The organism is Bartonella sp. OD88NMGDW (assembly GCF_042193775.1).
GTDB lineage: Bacteria > Pseudomonadota > Alphaproteobacteria > Rhizobiales > Rhizobiaceae > Bartonella > Bartonella grahamii.
This window is the reverse complement of record NZ_JBHIMA010000003.1, coordinates 223,196-237,206: the sequence shown is the minus strand read 5'-3', so window position 1 is coordinate 237,206 and position 14,011 is coordinate 223,196. Positions and strand designations below refer to the sequence as shown.

14 protein-coding genes are annotated in these 14,011 nt (G+C 38.7%); 6 read left to right on the top strand and 8 right to left on the bottom strand.

All coding sequences use genetic code 11. The annotated features are described in order from the left end of the window. Window positions 1–275 precede the first annotated feature (275 nt). The 3 genes from yacG to infA form a co-directional block, all read right to left on the bottom strand. On the bottom strand, window positions 276–560 hold the full coding sequence (yacG, locus tag ACFIJR_RS04090; protein WP_375626349.1) for a DNA gyrase inhibitor YacG: 285 nt from the start codon (window positions 558–560) through the stop codon (window positions 276–278). A gap of 21 nt (window positions 561–581) precedes the next feature. Further along, window positions 582–1,274, bottom strand: coding sequence for a Maf family nucleotide pyrophosphatase (locus ACFIJR_RS04085; protein WP_375648872.1), 693 nt, complete (start codon window positions 1,272–1,274; stop codon window positions 582–584). 275 nt (window positions 1,275–1,549) lie between these two features. Then, window positions 1,550–1,768 (bottom strand): translation initiation factor IF-1, encoded by a 219-nt coding sequence (gene infA, locus ACFIJR_RS04080; RefSeq protein WP_004857577.1) that lies wholly within the window; start codon window positions 1,766–1,768, stop codon window positions 1,550–1,552. 2,253 nt (window positions 1,769–4,021) lie between these two features. Between infA and ACFIJR_RS04075 the strand changes: the two genes are divergently transcribed. Both ACFIJR_RS04075 and ACFIJR_RS04070 read left to right on the top strand, forming a co-directional pair. Further along, complete coding sequence (locus tag ACFIJR_RS04075) at window positions 4,022–4,393, top strand: helix-turn-helix domain-containing protein (RefSeq protein WP_375626356.1); 372 nt, start codon at window positions 4,022–4,024, stop codon at window positions 4,391–4,393. 768 nt (window positions 4,394–5,161) lie between these two features. Continuing rightward, window positions 5,162–5,356, top strand: a complete 195-nt coding sequence (locus ACFIJR_RS04070) for a hypothetical protein (RefSeq protein WP_375626358.1) — start codon at window positions 5,162–5,164, stop codon at window positions 5,354–5,356. Between the two features lie 49 nt (window positions 5,357–5,405). Here the strand turns inward: ACFIJR_RS04070 and ACFIJR_RS04065 are convergent, their stop codons facing one another. From ACFIJR_RS04065 to ACFIJR_RS04055, 3 genes are all read right to left on the bottom strand, one after another. Continuing rightward, on the bottom strand, window positions 5,406–5,528 hold the full coding sequence (locus ACFIJR_RS04065) for a hypothetical protein (protein WP_375626360.1): 123 nt from the start codon (window positions 5,526–5,528) through the stop codon (window positions 5,406–5,408). Window positions 5,529–6,226: 698 nt separating this feature from the next. After that, the gene (locus ACFIJR_RS04060; RefSeq protein ID WP_375626362.1) at window positions 6,227–6,802 is read right to left on the bottom strand and encodes a disulfide bond formation protein B; all 576 of its coding nucleotides are present in this window, start codon (window positions 6,800–6,802) and stop codon (window positions 6,227–6,229) included. A 10-nt stretch (window positions 6,803–6,812) separates the two neighbouring features. Further along, complete coding sequence (locus ACFIJR_RS04055) at window positions 6,813–6,965, bottom strand: DUF5993 family protein (protein ID WP_375626364.1); 153 nt, start codon at window positions 6,963–6,965, stop codon at window positions 6,813–6,815. Between the two features lie 811 nt (window positions 6,966–7,776). Between ACFIJR_RS04055 and purE the strand changes: the two genes are divergently transcribed. Together purE and ACFIJR_RS04045 are read left to right on the top strand one after the other, a co-directional pair. Then, entirely contained in the window at window positions 7,777–8,274 is a 498-nt protein-coding gene (gene purE, locus ACFIJR_RS04050) for a 5-(carboxyamino)imidazole ribonucleotide mutase (RefSeq protein ID WP_375625365.1), read from the top strand. 1 nt (window position 8,275) lies between these two features. After that, window positions 8,276–9,409 carry a 5-(carboxyamino)imidazole ribonucleotide synthase gene (locus tag ACFIJR_RS04045; protein ID WP_375653672.1) on the top strand — a complete coding sequence of 378 codons (1,134 nt, stop codon included), beginning with the start codon at window positions 8,276–8,278 and terminating at the stop codon, window positions 9,407–9,409. Here the strand turns inward: ACFIJR_RS04045 and ACFIJR_RS04040 are convergent. After that, window positions 9,383–9,571 carry a hypothetical protein gene (locus ACFIJR_RS04040; protein WP_375626368.1) on the bottom strand — a complete coding sequence of 63 codons (189 nt, stop codon included), beginning with the start codon at window positions 9,569–9,571 and terminating at the stop codon, window positions 9,383–9,385. The genes ACFIJR_RS04045 and ACFIJR_RS04040 overlap by 27 nt on opposite strands. A gap of 503 nt (window positions 9,572–10,074) precedes the next feature. Here ACFIJR_RS04040 and ykgO point away from each other — a divergent pair. After that, window positions 10,075–10,200, top strand: a complete 126-nt coding sequence (gene ykgO / locus ACFIJR_RS04035; RefSeq protein ID WP_013545486.1) for a type B 50S ribosomal protein L36 — start codon at window positions 10,075–10,077, stop codon at window positions 10,198–10,200. Window positions 10,201–10,354: 154 nt separating this feature from the next. Beyond that, window positions 10,355–11,140: a tetratricopeptide repeat protein gene (locus ACFIJR_RS04030; RefSeq protein ID WP_375653670.1), complete on the top strand. Its 786-nt coding sequence runs from the start codon at window positions 10,355–10,357 to the stop codon at window positions 11,138–11,140. A gap of 895 nt (window positions 11,141–12,035) precedes the next feature. Here the strand turns inward: ACFIJR_RS04030 and ACFIJR_RS04025 are convergent. Then, window positions 12,036–13,736 (bottom strand): DNA polymerase, encoded by a 1,701-nt coding sequence (locus ACFIJR_RS04025; RefSeq protein ID WP_375625360.1) that lies wholly within the window; start codon window positions 13,734–13,736, stop codon window positions 12,036–12,038. Window positions 13,737–14,011: the final 275 nt, after the last annotated feature.

The window sequence follows — 14,011 nt, the reverse complement described above, 5'->3', positions numbered from 1 at the left end:
CAATACTGATGAGATGATCAATTCTTCCCTCACACCCTAAAGACATTATCGACCTCCCCGCAACAAAGAAATTTATAATTACAAAACCACTAGTGCTAAGTCTTAGATATGTATTAACACTTCCACCATTGATTGAACTTAATCTGCATCTCTACGAACGACGACAATAAGCAAGCCGTTAATCCAACCCTTGAATCCATTTACAATAATCCCGCGTACCCCCTTAAGCTCCAACACAAAAAACGCTCTGAGCATTCTCTCCTCAAGAGGACTCTTTATTCTTCCTCATCACTTTTCTGCGGCGGGGGCGGTAAAATATAAGCGCCAGAAAGCCAACGATTAAGATCAATGGCTCGGCACCGTGTGGAACAAAAAGGATAGGCGTTTTGTTGTGCCATCTGACCACAAATCGGACAAGGATGCGGAGGGCGAGTCTCTTTTTGCAAATTGAGCTCTTTTTTTTCTTGGCGCACCTTTGTCATTTGCTCCTTCATTAGTTTTTCTTCTGTTCCTTTTTTTTCATTTTGGCTTTTCTCTTTTTTTTGGTTTTCACCTTGCATTGATCTTGCCTTAAAGTTTTTCTAATGCGTTTCTTCAGCCCAGTGCGTAAAAAGCGGATAGTGATAAGCGGTCAAGAGATCGGCTGTTTCAGCCAACGGTAAACCAACCACATTGGAATAAGACCCCCTGATATAGACAACAAAAGCACCGGCTTTTCCCTGAATAGCGTAGCCACCCGCTTTCCCTTGCCATTCTCCTGAAGCAAGGTAAGCCTTCATCACAGCAGGGGTTAAGCGTCTAAAACGGACACGACTTTCAACCAATTTTACGGTTTTTTTCCCCTTTTCATTCAAGGCACAAATAGCGCCATAGACCTTATGCGCCCGCCCCGAAAGGTATCGCAAACATTCATAAGCCTCGTCTTCACCCTCTGGTTTAGGGAGAATGGTGCGCCCCACAGCCACCACCGTATCAGCAGCCAAGATAATCATTTTCTGTTGAGGTAATTCTTCTTGAGCATTCTGATTGTACCAGCGCAAAATTTCTTGGGCTTTCAGGGCTTTTTCTTTTGCCAAACGTTTGGCAAGGTTTGCAGGATGTTCTTTTAATTTTGGCGTTTCATCAATATCGCTTGCACAAACCTGCTGAGGATCAATCCCTATTTGTGCTAAGAGCGCTAAACGCCTTGGCGAAGCGGAAGCAAGCACCAAATGAATTTCTTCTGTAAGAGCATCTGCCAAACGTTTTTCCCCCCACTCTCTTATATTTTTCATTTCCACCCCTTCACAATCGACTTCCCTCTCACCCCTTTTAAACACCCCCTTTTACGCGACCCCCTTTAAGCGCCCCTTTTTAAGCACTCCCTTTTAAGAGCCCCTTTTTAAGCGCCATTAATCTCCTTGATCTTTTTCCGCATTAATTTTACAGTTTTTCAAGGCCATTCAAACACTCCCCTTTTTTCACTCATGAAAAGCAAGCTTAAAAACTGTTAAAAAATAATAGAAATAATATGATGGCTTTTACAAAAAAGCACAAGCCACCCCTAAAGCTACTTATAGCGATATGTAATGCGCCCTTTTGTCAAATCATAAGGTGTCATTTCCACCATGATTTTATCACCTGCCAACACGCGAATACGATTTTTTCGCATTCTACCAGCAGTATGCGCAATAATTTCATGATCATTTTCCAGTTTCACACGAAACATTGCGTTCGGTAAGAGTTCAGTAACGATACCAGAAAATTCTAAAACTTCTTCTTTTGACATAAACAAACATTTCCTTTACAGTGCACATTTTTGTTAAGCTGTGCGTTATTTCCAGCGTTCATACCCTATTTTCTTGAGTTTGTGAATAAAAATTCAACAAAAAGAGAAAGGTTTTTCAAGTTTACTCTCTCATGCGCTCAAAAAACATCACCCCACACATTTTGGCACAAAACTTTCTCTCCACCAATTTTACCCACCCATTTCCTCCAATTTTTATGATGATCTTGATTTCAGAGTGACGAGAAATTACGCTAAATTTTCTCCCCCTCAAGCATTTTCCCAACGCCTCTGACTTATCCTCCACCACTTACAAACAATCATCCTCCCTCCAACTTTTCCTCACCTTCTCCCTTCCACACCTTAAACATGCGCCCTTCAGATAAACACCACTCCCCACACCAAAAGCCCCCTCCTTTTCTCAAAAACCTCCTCCATTCTTCACGCAGCCTTCCACAACATCCTTCACCACCCCACACGCCACTCTCTATGCATTTCCCATACAGCCTTGCCCCATTTTTCCTCTCTCCACACATTTCCTCTAAGCCACTCCTTCCATTTATGTTGCTCTCCCTACCTTCGAAAACACGATCCCCATACATTGCGTATCATTAACCACAACGCCCCTAACGACATAAAGCCTTTTCCTTTTTTGCACATTTCCGTTTTCACGCTTTTACACATTTACAGAAAGCAACCAAATGAAACTTCCACCCCTCCCCACACCACTCTAAAAACAATACTCGACAACCCAGCTTCTTACCTACCCAACACCCCCTATAAACTTCAGATCCCCCCCCGCACTCCAGATCACCCCCTCAAATGACACCACTTCATTAAGGACCATAAGCCAAGCCTATCTCCTCACACCATCCTTCATGCATCCCCTTCGCACCACCGTCTCTTATCCCCCCCTTCTAATCTGTTCATTCCCATTCCCTACCCCCTCTCTTCTCTCTCATCAACGCACCCGCCTCTTCATCCCAGCTTTACCCCCCTTTATAGACCGCGTCACCCCCACACCCCAATCTTCCCTCCACTCCTCTCATCACATGCCATGCCATGATAAAATCACACACCACGCATAAAGTCGCACCTTCCTTTTTTGCACATTTCCGTTTTCACGCCTTTACACATTTACAGAAAGCAGCCAAACGAAACTTCCACCCCACCCCGCGCTACTCTAAAAACAATACTCGACAACCCAGCTTCTTACCTAGCCAACACCCCCTATAAACTTCAGATCCCCCCACGGACTTCAGATCACACCCCTCAAACGAGACTATTTCACCAGACCAGAAAAGGAAATCCAGCCTAAATATTCATCACACACTCTCACAAAAAACACCTTGATAAATTGATATGCCTGATACCACACCCCCTATAAGCTCCCCTTCTAATCATGATTTCGGAGCCGCGTGAGAGAGACAAAACAAGCCGTTAGGTTCTTGGGGTCAAGGACGCCGTTAGGCGCCATGTAATGGTCTCCTTGACCTTAAGAACCTAGGATTGTTAGTCTCCTCATTAAACGCGGATCTGAAATCATGATTTTGGTGAGCGTTCCGGAGAGTTTGAAAGACGGAAAGCCTCTCATTAAAAAATAAAGTTTATAAATAAAAACTATTTTTGTTTGCCAATCTCCTGAAATTACTTTATGACTTAAAAGATATTTTGATCGTCCACGCAGCGATCAAGAGGGAAAACAAGCCCTAAACCCTAGCGTACAATAGAACCCACTTTTGTGGGGGGCCCGGAATTCCGGGAGTTTTTGCTATGTCCAAGTGCTTTAAGCACTAAAAGCAAAAAAACTGACTAGGGTTCAGTACTTGTGACTCCCGGAATACCAATGCGAGGGCGCTCGCAACCGGAGGGGGGCTTGAAGTACAAACTAAAATCCAAATTTTATCGACATCTCTATAGAAAAAAACGCTATTTATAATCCATATTTCGCACTTTTTTAAAGAGTACCCAATCTTGTAGTCTTTAAGATTACTTTGATTCTTCTTGCCAATCTCCTGCAATTACTTTATCACTTAAAGAGTGATTTTGATCGTCTACGCAGCGATCAAGAGGGAAAACAAGCCCTAAACCCTAGCGTACAATTGAGCCCACTTTTGTAGGTTTCCCGGAATTCCAGGAGATTTTGCTATGTCCAAGTGCTTCTCAGCACTAAAAGCAAAAAGCTGAGTCAAGTCAGTGTTTTCAGACTCCCGGAATACCAATGCGAGGGCGCTCGCAACCGGCGGGGGGCTTGACGTGCCAACCAAAAATCCACATTTTATCGACATTTTGATAGGCAAAAGAATTCGTCATAGACGCATTTCAATGGGACTTTCCCAAAAAGCATTAGGAAACTATTTAGGCGTCAGTTTCCAACAAATCCAAAAATATGAAAAAGGCTTCAATCGTGTAAGCGCAGGGTGTTTACTCGAAATCGCCCAAAAACTAGATGTTCCCATAAGCTTTTTTTATGCAGACCTTGCTACAAAAGAAGATCTTTCAACAAAAGAAACTCTCTTACACCACAATCAATACACCTATAGCGAAAAAGAGCACGCCCTTTTAAAAAATTTTAGAGAGCTCCAGCCGAAAAAACAAAAAGCAATCTTATGGTTGATTTCTGATTAAGCAAAAGCGCACACAAAGCATAAATCCCTCCGCATCATTTTACGGATATACATTTTTATTTTACGGATCAACGTTTTTATGCTTCTCTACATTTACAGAAAGCAGCCAAACGAAACTTTCAAATTCCTCTCGCACCGCTTTGTAAACATAGGTTTGTCAACAATACAGCTTCTTACTCTAGCGAATTCCCCTGCTGATTTCAGATCACCACCCCTCAAAGGATGATATTTCATCAAACGCGACAGATACGTCCTATTTTAAAATATTCTTGCCCCTTCACCACCCTAAAGTAAGATCACGCAAAGCACCGGTCAATCCCACGTCAAAAGCAACTTCCCCACACCCCAATCTTCCCTCCACTCCTCTCATCACATGCCATGCCATGCCATGCCATTCCATGCCATGATAAAATCACACACCACGCATAAAGTCCCAGCTTCCTTTTTTGCACATTTCCGTTTTTATGTTTTTACATATTTAAAGAAATCAGAAAATCTGTAAAAAATCATTACACAATAACGTTCTCGACAACTGTCTTTAAAATCTCGCCTCCCTTTTCATTTAAATCCTCCTATTTTTACTTAAATCATAGATATAAACCGCCCTATTATTTCCCTTGACCAACATAAAATTTTTCGACAAATTCTAGCTATCAAAAGGGTTCATAAGAAGCATTTTACGACTTTTAAAAGAACTTTTATTTACACCCAGTGCTTTCTTGTAACGTACGAGAGTACATTTAATTGATTGACTAGAAGAAAATTTGAAATGAGAGAACCTTTTCGTTTTTCTCATTCAACATTCGCAACGATAACTTATCCTTATAAGTCAGTATTTTTTCGTAAGACAAAACGCACAAAACACACGATACTTGCGTTGCATATTCACACGCTTGTTTTAAAGACAGATCTCTCAACGCTCGTCACACCCATTTCGCAAACGCTATCCATAAAGGCATGGTAAAGCCCCCATGAAGGGAATAAAATCCATTCAACCCTCCTTATCTTTACGCTTATGCAGGAACAAAACCGGCACTATCACAAAAATTCTGCCAGCTTCTAATGTTGCCGACAGCCTTCAGTTCAAGAGCCAATTCATTAAAGTTATGCCTTTCTTGTAAAGTTTTGACCCACATGGCCCGCCCGCTCATGATGTGCAAGCAAGTAATTTTAATTGATTCAATATAAGAGAACTGATGATGAGAAAATCTTATTCTATTCAGCGTTGTGCTTCACGTTGAAAATGATTTCATTATAAATCAATATATTAACAAATAGGAGAGTCATCATCAAGATGCTTACCTTTTTCTAAAAAAGGCTTCACATTGAAAAAACATCTAAAAATTAGATAAAAAAAAAGGTTTGCCTCTAATAAACAAACCCCTGTAGAAAATTATTCAGATAATTTTCAAAATTTTAAATTAATCCCTCTAAAAGCAGCAAAGATACTTCAGAAGCATCAAAAATGAATACAAAGGTTTATTTAACACAACGTTAAGAAAAATCAAGAGGAAAAAAATTTTATCGTTAATGCACCTTTAAAAAACGAATTTTTTAACCCACGCGGCTCAACAATTTGGGGCTGCCCTATAAACGCCTCCGACCAATCCCTTCATCTCCCTCAAAAGACCGTATAAAAGGTTCACAGAGCAGGTCTTCGCTAAAAAAATACCAATCGCAAGCGCTCATAAAAGGCAGCGTTGGCATAAAAGATCAGATTATCGAAAAGCTTGCTGAAATGTCTTCCCAGTCAATAAAAAAGAAGCGGACTTTTAAATATTTCCGCCTCTTTAACAATAAAACCATGATGAGGGATTATTAAAAAATTTCAAGACTATGAAGGGAACCAATTTGATAACAATTCATACCTTACAGGATCATCGGCACATTGTCCGCCACCACATTCCAGTATGGTAGAAATCAAATTTGCCGCAATCAAAAACACAAATAAAAAACTTGCCGTTTTACTCAAAAATGGAAAAGGAGAAAATTCTTTGAACTTGTGTGCCAATTCGCCTAAAATCATGACAAATGTGACAGCAAAGATACAAAGGACAGAAATAATGAAAGCCCAAGTATAAAAATGCAATCCAAAGAACGTTGAACCATATCCCAAATCATCAGGTGTTATATGCAAAAACACTTGCCGTGCTGCAACGGCACTCGTTACCATACAACCGAGAATAACCATACCATAATGGGTATTTTTCACCTTATAGTGAATATTGAGCAAGAACCCACAACCTGCTAGCATCAATCCAACGCGCTGCAGCAAACAAAGGGGACACGGTAACTCAAACTTTACCAATTGATAATAAAAAGCCACCACCAAGACAATGGATAACCCAATGAGTCCTAGCGTATTCATAAAGATGACGAAGTGAGGATTTTTTTGTTCAACATGTTCCATGGCTATTCTCTCAAAAAGATAAATTTAAAGTAGAAGTTGCGTGATGATTGAAAGTGAGAAGAATGACAACGAATAAAACTGCCCACAGAGCATAACTTATATTTTTTTTGCCATACATAGTCGTTATTGCAGTACCTAAAGCGATTAAAAATGGAAAAAACATAGCTTTAAATCTCCTTTACATCCGGTGTTTAACTCTTAATTTATTTCAGCTTCCACCATTATTACAAAATTGGGCAAAAAAGAGACCATGGATTTATTATTCACAATTCGTCATTCACTTTTCTTGTCATACTATCTAAGTGAAAAAACAAAGAACCATATAATCGCTAAGAAACACATCTCAACAAAAGCACAAAAGCGCTGATTATTCGCTTCCCTTTATATCAGCTATTATTAAAATATATCAACGATTACAAAGAGCATATCCCCCCACTCAATTAAAATAATCACTTGAACAGCAAAATAAATAGCCTTTGAAATTAAGAGATCGATATCTCTTTTTTCTCAAAGAATATCCTCACTTTGCAACGCATTTTCGCCATAAAAATCTCTTTTTCTCATGAGCAATTTTTCAAATTGCAGCAGATTTCATAATATATGGTGACCATGTTTATTTTGGCAAATAAAAATGAAACATTTTTAAAAAAACTTACAATCAATGCCTTTCCCCCGATGTATTTTTTCCTCTTACCTTAAATAAACAGCAATTCCGCAGCTCAACAGCCTCATAGGTCCAACACCACCCCTTAACACTTCCCCTCAAAATTCATCCCTCCCCCTCAAAAGAAGTGCTTCATAACCTTCAATACTTTAATTTTTCATCTCTCGAGATCCCCCTTTAAATTTTTAGCTTTCCATCTTATTTGAAAAATAACTGTTTCTCTGTCATCAATTGGCTTTGCAAAGAGAATATAAAACTTTAAAAAAAATAATGATAAAGAATCGCATTGAACCTTTGAAAAGGATGGTGAATGATGAAAAAATCATGTGATGTCGCGATTTTAATGGGGAGCCAATCGGATTGGCAAACGATGTGCCATAGCGCAGATATTTTGACAAATCTTGGTATTTCTCATAGTTCGCATATTGTCTCAGCACACCGAACCCCTGAACGCCTTTATCAATTTGCAAAAGAAGCAAAAGAAGCAGGGTTTAAAGTTTTAATCGCCGGTGCAGGGGGCGCAGCGCATCTTCCTGGTATGCTAGCAGCCCTTACGCCTCTTCCTGTTTTTGGCGTTCCAGTGCATTCTCATTCTCTTTCTGGTCAAGATTCTTTGCTTTCAATTGTGCAAATGCCAGCAGGGATACCCGTTGGCACATTAGCAATTGGCAAAGCAGGTGCAATTAATGCAGCACTTTTAGCCGCAGCCGTTATGGCCATTTATGATCATGATCTCGCCCAACGATTACAAGATTGGCGTCAACAACAAACAGCTAATGTCGCCAAAACGCCTGTAACGGAGGGTTAAAATGGCACCGTTTTCCAACACCACCCCCTCACCCAACACCCTCTCACCTAACATGTTACCTCCAGGCAGCGTCATTGGTTTAATCGGCGGCGGACAGTTAGCACGGATGCTCGCCATAGCGGCCGCAGAATTAGGATTTCGAACAGTTATTTTTTGCCCTGAGGCCGATTGCCCAGCCGCTCAAACAGCAAACAGCCATATTGTTGCCTCCTATGACGATACATCAGCTTTAGATCATTTTATTTCTCAGTGTGATGTTGTCAGCTATGAATTTGAAAATCTTTCGCTTCAAACGGTTCAATATGTAGAGAAGAGTAAGCCTGTTTATCCTTCTTCCAAAGCATTAGAGATCACGCAAGATCGACTTTTTGAGAAGCAATTTTTGCGTGATCAAAGGATTGGCACCGCCTCATGGTATGCTGTTGACAATTCTTCTTCTCTTCTTTCCGCGCTCGATGCCTTAGGCGGACGTGGTCTTTTAAAAACGCGTCGTTTTGGTTATGACGGAAAAAACCAGATCAAGCTTGACCACCCCGATGAACAAACCCTTGACGAAGCCTTAAGGACTTTTCAGGAGCAGCCTTGTATTTTGGAAGAGATAGTTCCTTTTTTATCGGAAATTTCAGTTCTCTCGGCTCGCACAAAACAAGGAGAACATATTTTTTATGATTGCCCTGAAAACCAACACAAAAACGGAATTCTTCATAAATCCTTTGTTCCATCACATATTCCACTTGACGTGCAAAAAGCAGCCCAAGAAATCAGCCTAACAGTCATGGATGCCCTCGATTATGTTGGTGTTCTTTGTATTGAGTTTTTTGTCTTAACGGATGGTCATCTTTTAGTAAATGAACTCGCGCCGCGTGTCCATAATTCTGGTCATTGGACACAAAAAGCATGCATAACTTCACAATTTGAACAGCATATCCGTGCTATTTGCGGTCTTCCATTGGGCAGCACATACCGCCATAGCGATTGCCAAATGACAAATCTTCTTGGGAAAAATTTAAGCACGTTAAAATATTTTCTGAAGCAAGAGCGCACCTCGATCCATTTATATGGCAAAAGCACTGTTCAACCCTACCGCAAAATGGGGCATGTCATCCAATTAATGGGACCAGCTAGCAAATTTTAAACCCACATATATACAAATGCTTTTCCCCTCAATGAACTGAAAAACAACCTCTCCCCTCACACCGATATCCAGCGGCTCAAAGCGCGCCGCCCCCCGCCCCAATCCTTTTAATTTGCCCCCTAGCAGAGCTTCACGCCCTCCTACAAGCTCCTTCTCCTCCATACCCCCCACCCTCAAAAACCACACCAATCAACAATCCAACGGCTCAACAGCGCTCCTGACCTTTCAACACCCCCTTGACAGAGCTTATTTGTTTAAAGCTGAAAAGGCTTTTACTTTTTTCCACTCTTTGTCCTTCTTTTGCGAGAATATTTTTACCTTCAAGGAAACCATTAACCCACCATAGGAAATGTATAATACACCCTTGACAAGAATAAGACTTCTTGTTAAATCTTCCTTACTTTTTTTGCAATTTTCACTTATTCGTTGTGCTAATGAAGTGTGTTAATGCGTACCTTAAGGGTGCGTTTTTCTTTTTGTGATCACAGTGAAAAAGTGTGTCGTGTGATGTTATGATGCAAGTACAATATCGCAATGCAATGTTCATTGAGTGAACAGTGTATTGGGGTTGTGGTGTTGTATTTTTGTGTTTTAATGTTATATCATAGTTGTTTTAATGTTGTATCATAGTATTGTGTTACGTAAACTGTTTAACGGTGAATATGATGAAAATTAAAAATTCGCTTAAAGCACTAAAGGAGCGCCACCGTAACAATCGTTTGGTGCGTCGTAAGGGTCGTATTTATATTCTTAATAAGACGAACCCTCGTTTTAGAGCGCGTCAAGGCTAATTCTTTTGGTTAATGTTTTTATGCCTACTTTTTGTAGGCTTAAAAATTTTTTCTTAAGATTTTTTGGGTTACGAGTCGGTTGGTTATAAGTTCGTTGATTACAAGTCTAGTATTTGATAATATTTGGTGATTTATCTTTTGGGGGCTTGTTTTTATGGATTCTTCTATTTTTTTAAAAACCTTTCGATTTTTTCAGTCGCGTTTTTTCTGTATTTTCAATCGCGTTTTTTTTCTTTTTTTTGTTGGCATATTTTGTTTTGTTCCCTCGAGCTATGGGCAAAATCCTCCTTCGCTTCCTGAAGATCGGCCTTCTCCACAATCGCTTTTACCCTTAGATGATCTTATTCCCAATTCTCCTCCCCCTTCCTCAACGCCCTCCGATTCTGATTTGTCTGCGGTTATTCTTGAAGATCTTGACAAAGAGCAGCTTTCCCATATTGACAGAGTTAAGCAACGCAAAGAAGCCGAAATTTTACGTTTACTGAAAGAGTTGAAATATTGTGCTGATGTTTCTCAAGCAAAAAAGATCAGTCAACAACTTCAACATTTGTGGTCCCAATCGGGGAGTGAGACGATTGATCTTTTAATGTCATGGGCTGAAAATGCAATCAGTAGCGACGATTATGGACTTGCACTTGATTATATTGATAATGCTATTGCACTTTTACCTACTCACGCTGAAGCTTGGGTAAGACGTGCTTGGATTCACATTCAACTAAACGATTTCAAGCTTGCCATGCTTGATCTCAACCATGCTCTTGAACTTGAGCCGCGCAACTATATAGCTTTTTTTGAACTTGGCGTTACCATGGAAGCAACAGAGCGTCCAAAACTGGCTCTTAAAGCCTATGAAACCGCATTAGAATATTACCCACAAATGCGCAGAATTCAAAAGCGCGTACAAGCTCTGTTAGACGAACAATCACCACAAGCTCTTTGAAACCATTCAAGAACGAGATGCTTTACGCATCCTTTCAAACTTGGATAAGACGCAAGCCAGCTTTACATTCCACTCAATAAACTCAAAGCCCCCTGCTCATAACCACGCCCTCAAACACCCCGCACGCAATTGACCCCACCCCACGCAATTGAAAATGTCTTTTTTGAATTTTGACCTTTTTTGTATTGAAGGAAGCGTCCAAACACTTCCAATATACCCCTTAAAGAATTTCTTCTCCTAGCAAGCAAACGCTTCACGCTTGAGTCCTCTTCACATCGCCTCTTTTTTCACATCTCTCCATCATGGATAAAAAAATTTTGTAAACACGATCCTCAAAAAATATTTTTTGAAAAAAAACTTAAAACATCGCTGAGCCCTTTGATAAACTATTATCGTCTTTTTTTTTATTTTTATAAGCTTCAACCATAGCAGCACATACCGTATCGGCTCTCCTCCACCCCTCAAAGTTGAAAAACAGCACTGAAATATTTCCCACAAAACAAAAATTTCAAAGACGCAACGTCAGTTAAACAAACATCCTTAAATAAAAAATATTTCCCCTTCAAAGCTCCCCCAAGTATTCCCGCGAAACATAAAAATCAAGCGATTGCCAATGAATATCCTCCCCACACCTTAAAGCACGAAGTCTCTTAACCCGCTTCGGACTGTAAACAATCCGAATTCTAGTAGACTTCTCTTGGTTTCCCACATATGGGATTTTCTTAAACTTAAGGACATTGACCACACACATTAAAACATTGAACCTATCAAGGATAGCAACCTTATATTGCCAGTAAATAACAGTATGTTACGCCATAACAGGATAAAATTTGATACCCTCACGCCTTTCCATGCACGTTTTCATCTCCCAGTATAGTCACTTTCCTATTTTCCTTTAAATTGAAACAAATCTTTCTATTGGGTATAGACCACCAACACCCATTTTAAAACCTGTCATTTTAACGCTTTTACCAAGTTGAAAATCATCCAATGACTTGATGTGAGGCGTTAATTTGTCAGAAGGTATATATGGGCAAACGGCTTGAAAAGTATTATCTTCAAATTGCAAACAATACCGACGACGAGCTAAATATTTAGCTGCTATAATTTTCTTTTTATTTTCTAATTTCCAAGCCCCTATTTTAGAGGGATGAATATCTAATTTTTTAGCATTTTCAGTTTTGAAACAATGGATACTATCAGTGTCACAATAGATAAAATTTTCAAGTCCAATTTTGTAAATAGACTCAATTAAAAACATACGAGCATAGCTTCCAGCAAATAAAGAAATTGGCAAATAACCACATTTTTGGAATATTGTTTCACCCCAAATAAATCTAAGAACATCATTTTCAAATTCGATATATGTTTTAATTCTATGAGGACGTTCAGCCATTTTTCCACATAATGAATTAAGAAACATTTTTCCTATTCTGCTGATTGTTTTATCTGAAGAATTTTTCAATTCAAAAAATTCATCAATATAATCAGTAAAAAGGTCATCTCTTGCTTGAAAGAGATAACCATCTAATAATTCCAAATTTTGGTAGTGATAAGATTGTTTAAACAATTCAAATTCTTGTAATGTTAACATGAATATTTTTTTATGTTCACATTCGTATTCAGATAAAATTTGTAAATATTCAACACCCCCAGATGATGATTGTGTGTTATTATTTAAAATAGGTATTTTGTTTTCTCTTAATTCTGCTGAGTTTATATAAAATCTTTGAAGACCTAGAGGGTGTAAGTCATTAGTTTCAATTTTACCTTTTTTATAAAGAGGTGCCCCTATAGGTAATTGTTTTAACATCATAGCAGGGCCCATACTATTGACATCATAAATTTCAATTTCTTTATTTATGAATTTACCCATATATCTATTAAAAAAACAAAAACCACCGTCATTTGCTTTTCTAAAAATATAATCATCACCTTCTTCTAAAGATGGGAATAAATATGTTTCTGCTTTAATTTTTGTAAATTTTTTAAACATTTTTTCTGACCATACAGCTTTAGCATCAGCTGCAAAAGTCATTTTATTTCTTCCCCATTGGAGTCTTTTTTTGAGAGCAATGGCTAATCCCTTGCTTTCATTCACACAGCAGTCGATATCATTTTGATGAATAATAACATCATCAATGCACTCAAAGAGAGAAGATTCACTTTGTTTTAAATCGGTAAAAGCTGTTATTATGTCTTGTAAAGGAACTAAAAATAACTCTAATGAATCGAATAGATAAACTCTTTTTGATTTATTTGATTGAAATGCAAGTTCCGATCTAAGAACTCTATCCTTTTGCGAGATAAAATCATAAAATTTAGGTGTTATAAGATCATTTTGATTAAAATGACACCATGATCGAATAATAGCATAATCATAGTTTAGGTTATAAGCATAAAATCTTGTACTGTTTTCTATTTTTTTCACAAATTCTAAAAAAAGTCTAACAGGATCACCATCGTTTATTGTAAAAACAGTGATATCTGTTAGATCTTCAACATTAACAATTGAAACCATATAGGGCTTAACAGGTTCTTTAATTGTCGCCTTGAAAGTAAAAGTATATAATTTTCTAAAGTTGATAAGTCTCATGTTTCCTCCCTTTTTAGATTTTATCACCTCTTTATTGTGTTTGCTTCATTCTAAAGACAAAAAATATTTATCTTTTACTATATTTCGCTCTTCACGAACACTCTCATAGCCTTCACCCCATGATTGGAGATACCTTTTTACACTTAGAAAATCATAGAAACGAAAAGCGTTCACAATTTGCCCTCAAAGTTGATAAAACAGCACTGAAATATTCCCCACGAGGCAAAAACTTCAAAGACGCAACGTCAGTTAACAAACATCCTTGAATAAAAAAT

Bases quoted from the DNA above. Each gene is read 5' to 3' on its own strand.
- yacG (WP_375626349.1), bottom strand. From the start codon at position 560: ATGCAAGGTGAAAACCAAAAAAAAGAGAAAAGCCAAAATGAAAAAAAA.
- ACFIJR_RS04085 (WP_375648872.1), bottom strand. From the start codon at position 1,274: ATGAAAAATATAAGAGAGTGGGGGGAAAAACGTTTGGCAGATGCTCTT.
- infA (WP_004857577.1), bottom strand. From the start codon at position 1,768: ATGTCAAAAGAAGAAGTTTTAGAATTTTCTGGTATCGTTACTGAACTC.
- ACFIJR_RS04070 (WP_375626358.1), top strand. From the start codon at position 5,162: ATGAGAGAACCTTTTCGTTTTTCTCATTCAACATTCGCAACGATAACT.
- ACFIJR_RS04065 (WP_375626360.1), bottom strand. From the start codon at position 5,528: ATGTGGGTCAAAACTTTACAAGAAAGGCATAACTTTAATGAATTGGCT.
- ACFIJR_RS04060 (WP_375626362.1), bottom strand. From the start codon at position 6,802: ATGGAACATGTTGAACAAAAAAATCCTCACTTCGTCATCTTTATGAAT.
- ACFIJR_RS04055 (WP_375626364.1), bottom strand. From the start codon at position 6,965: ATGTTTTTTCCATTTTTAATCGCTTTAGGTACTGCAATAACGACTATG.
- purE (WP_375625365.1), top strand. From the start codon at position 7,777: ATGATGAAAAAATCATGTGATGTCGCGATTTTAATGGGGAGCCAATCG.
- ACFIJR_RS04045 (WP_375653672.1), top strand. From the start codon at position 8,276: ATGGCACCGTTTTCCAACACCACCCCCTCACCCAACACCCTCTCACCT.
- ACFIJR_RS04040 (WP_375626368.1), bottom strand. From the start codon at position 9,571: ATGGAGGAGAAGGAGCTTGTAGGAGGGCGTGAAGCTCTGCTAGGGGGC.
- ykgO (WP_013545486.1), top strand. From the start codon at position 10,075: ATGAAAATTAAAAATTCGCTTAAAGCACTAAAGGAGCGCCACCGTAAC.
- ACFIJR_RS04030 (WP_375653670.1), top strand. From the start codon at position 10,355: ATGGATTCTTCTATTTTTTTAAAAACCTTTCGATTTTTTCAGTCGCGT.
- ACFIJR_RS04025 (WP_375625360.1), bottom strand. From the start codon at position 13,736: ATGAGACTTATCAACTTTAGAAAATTATATACTTTTACTTTCAAGGCG.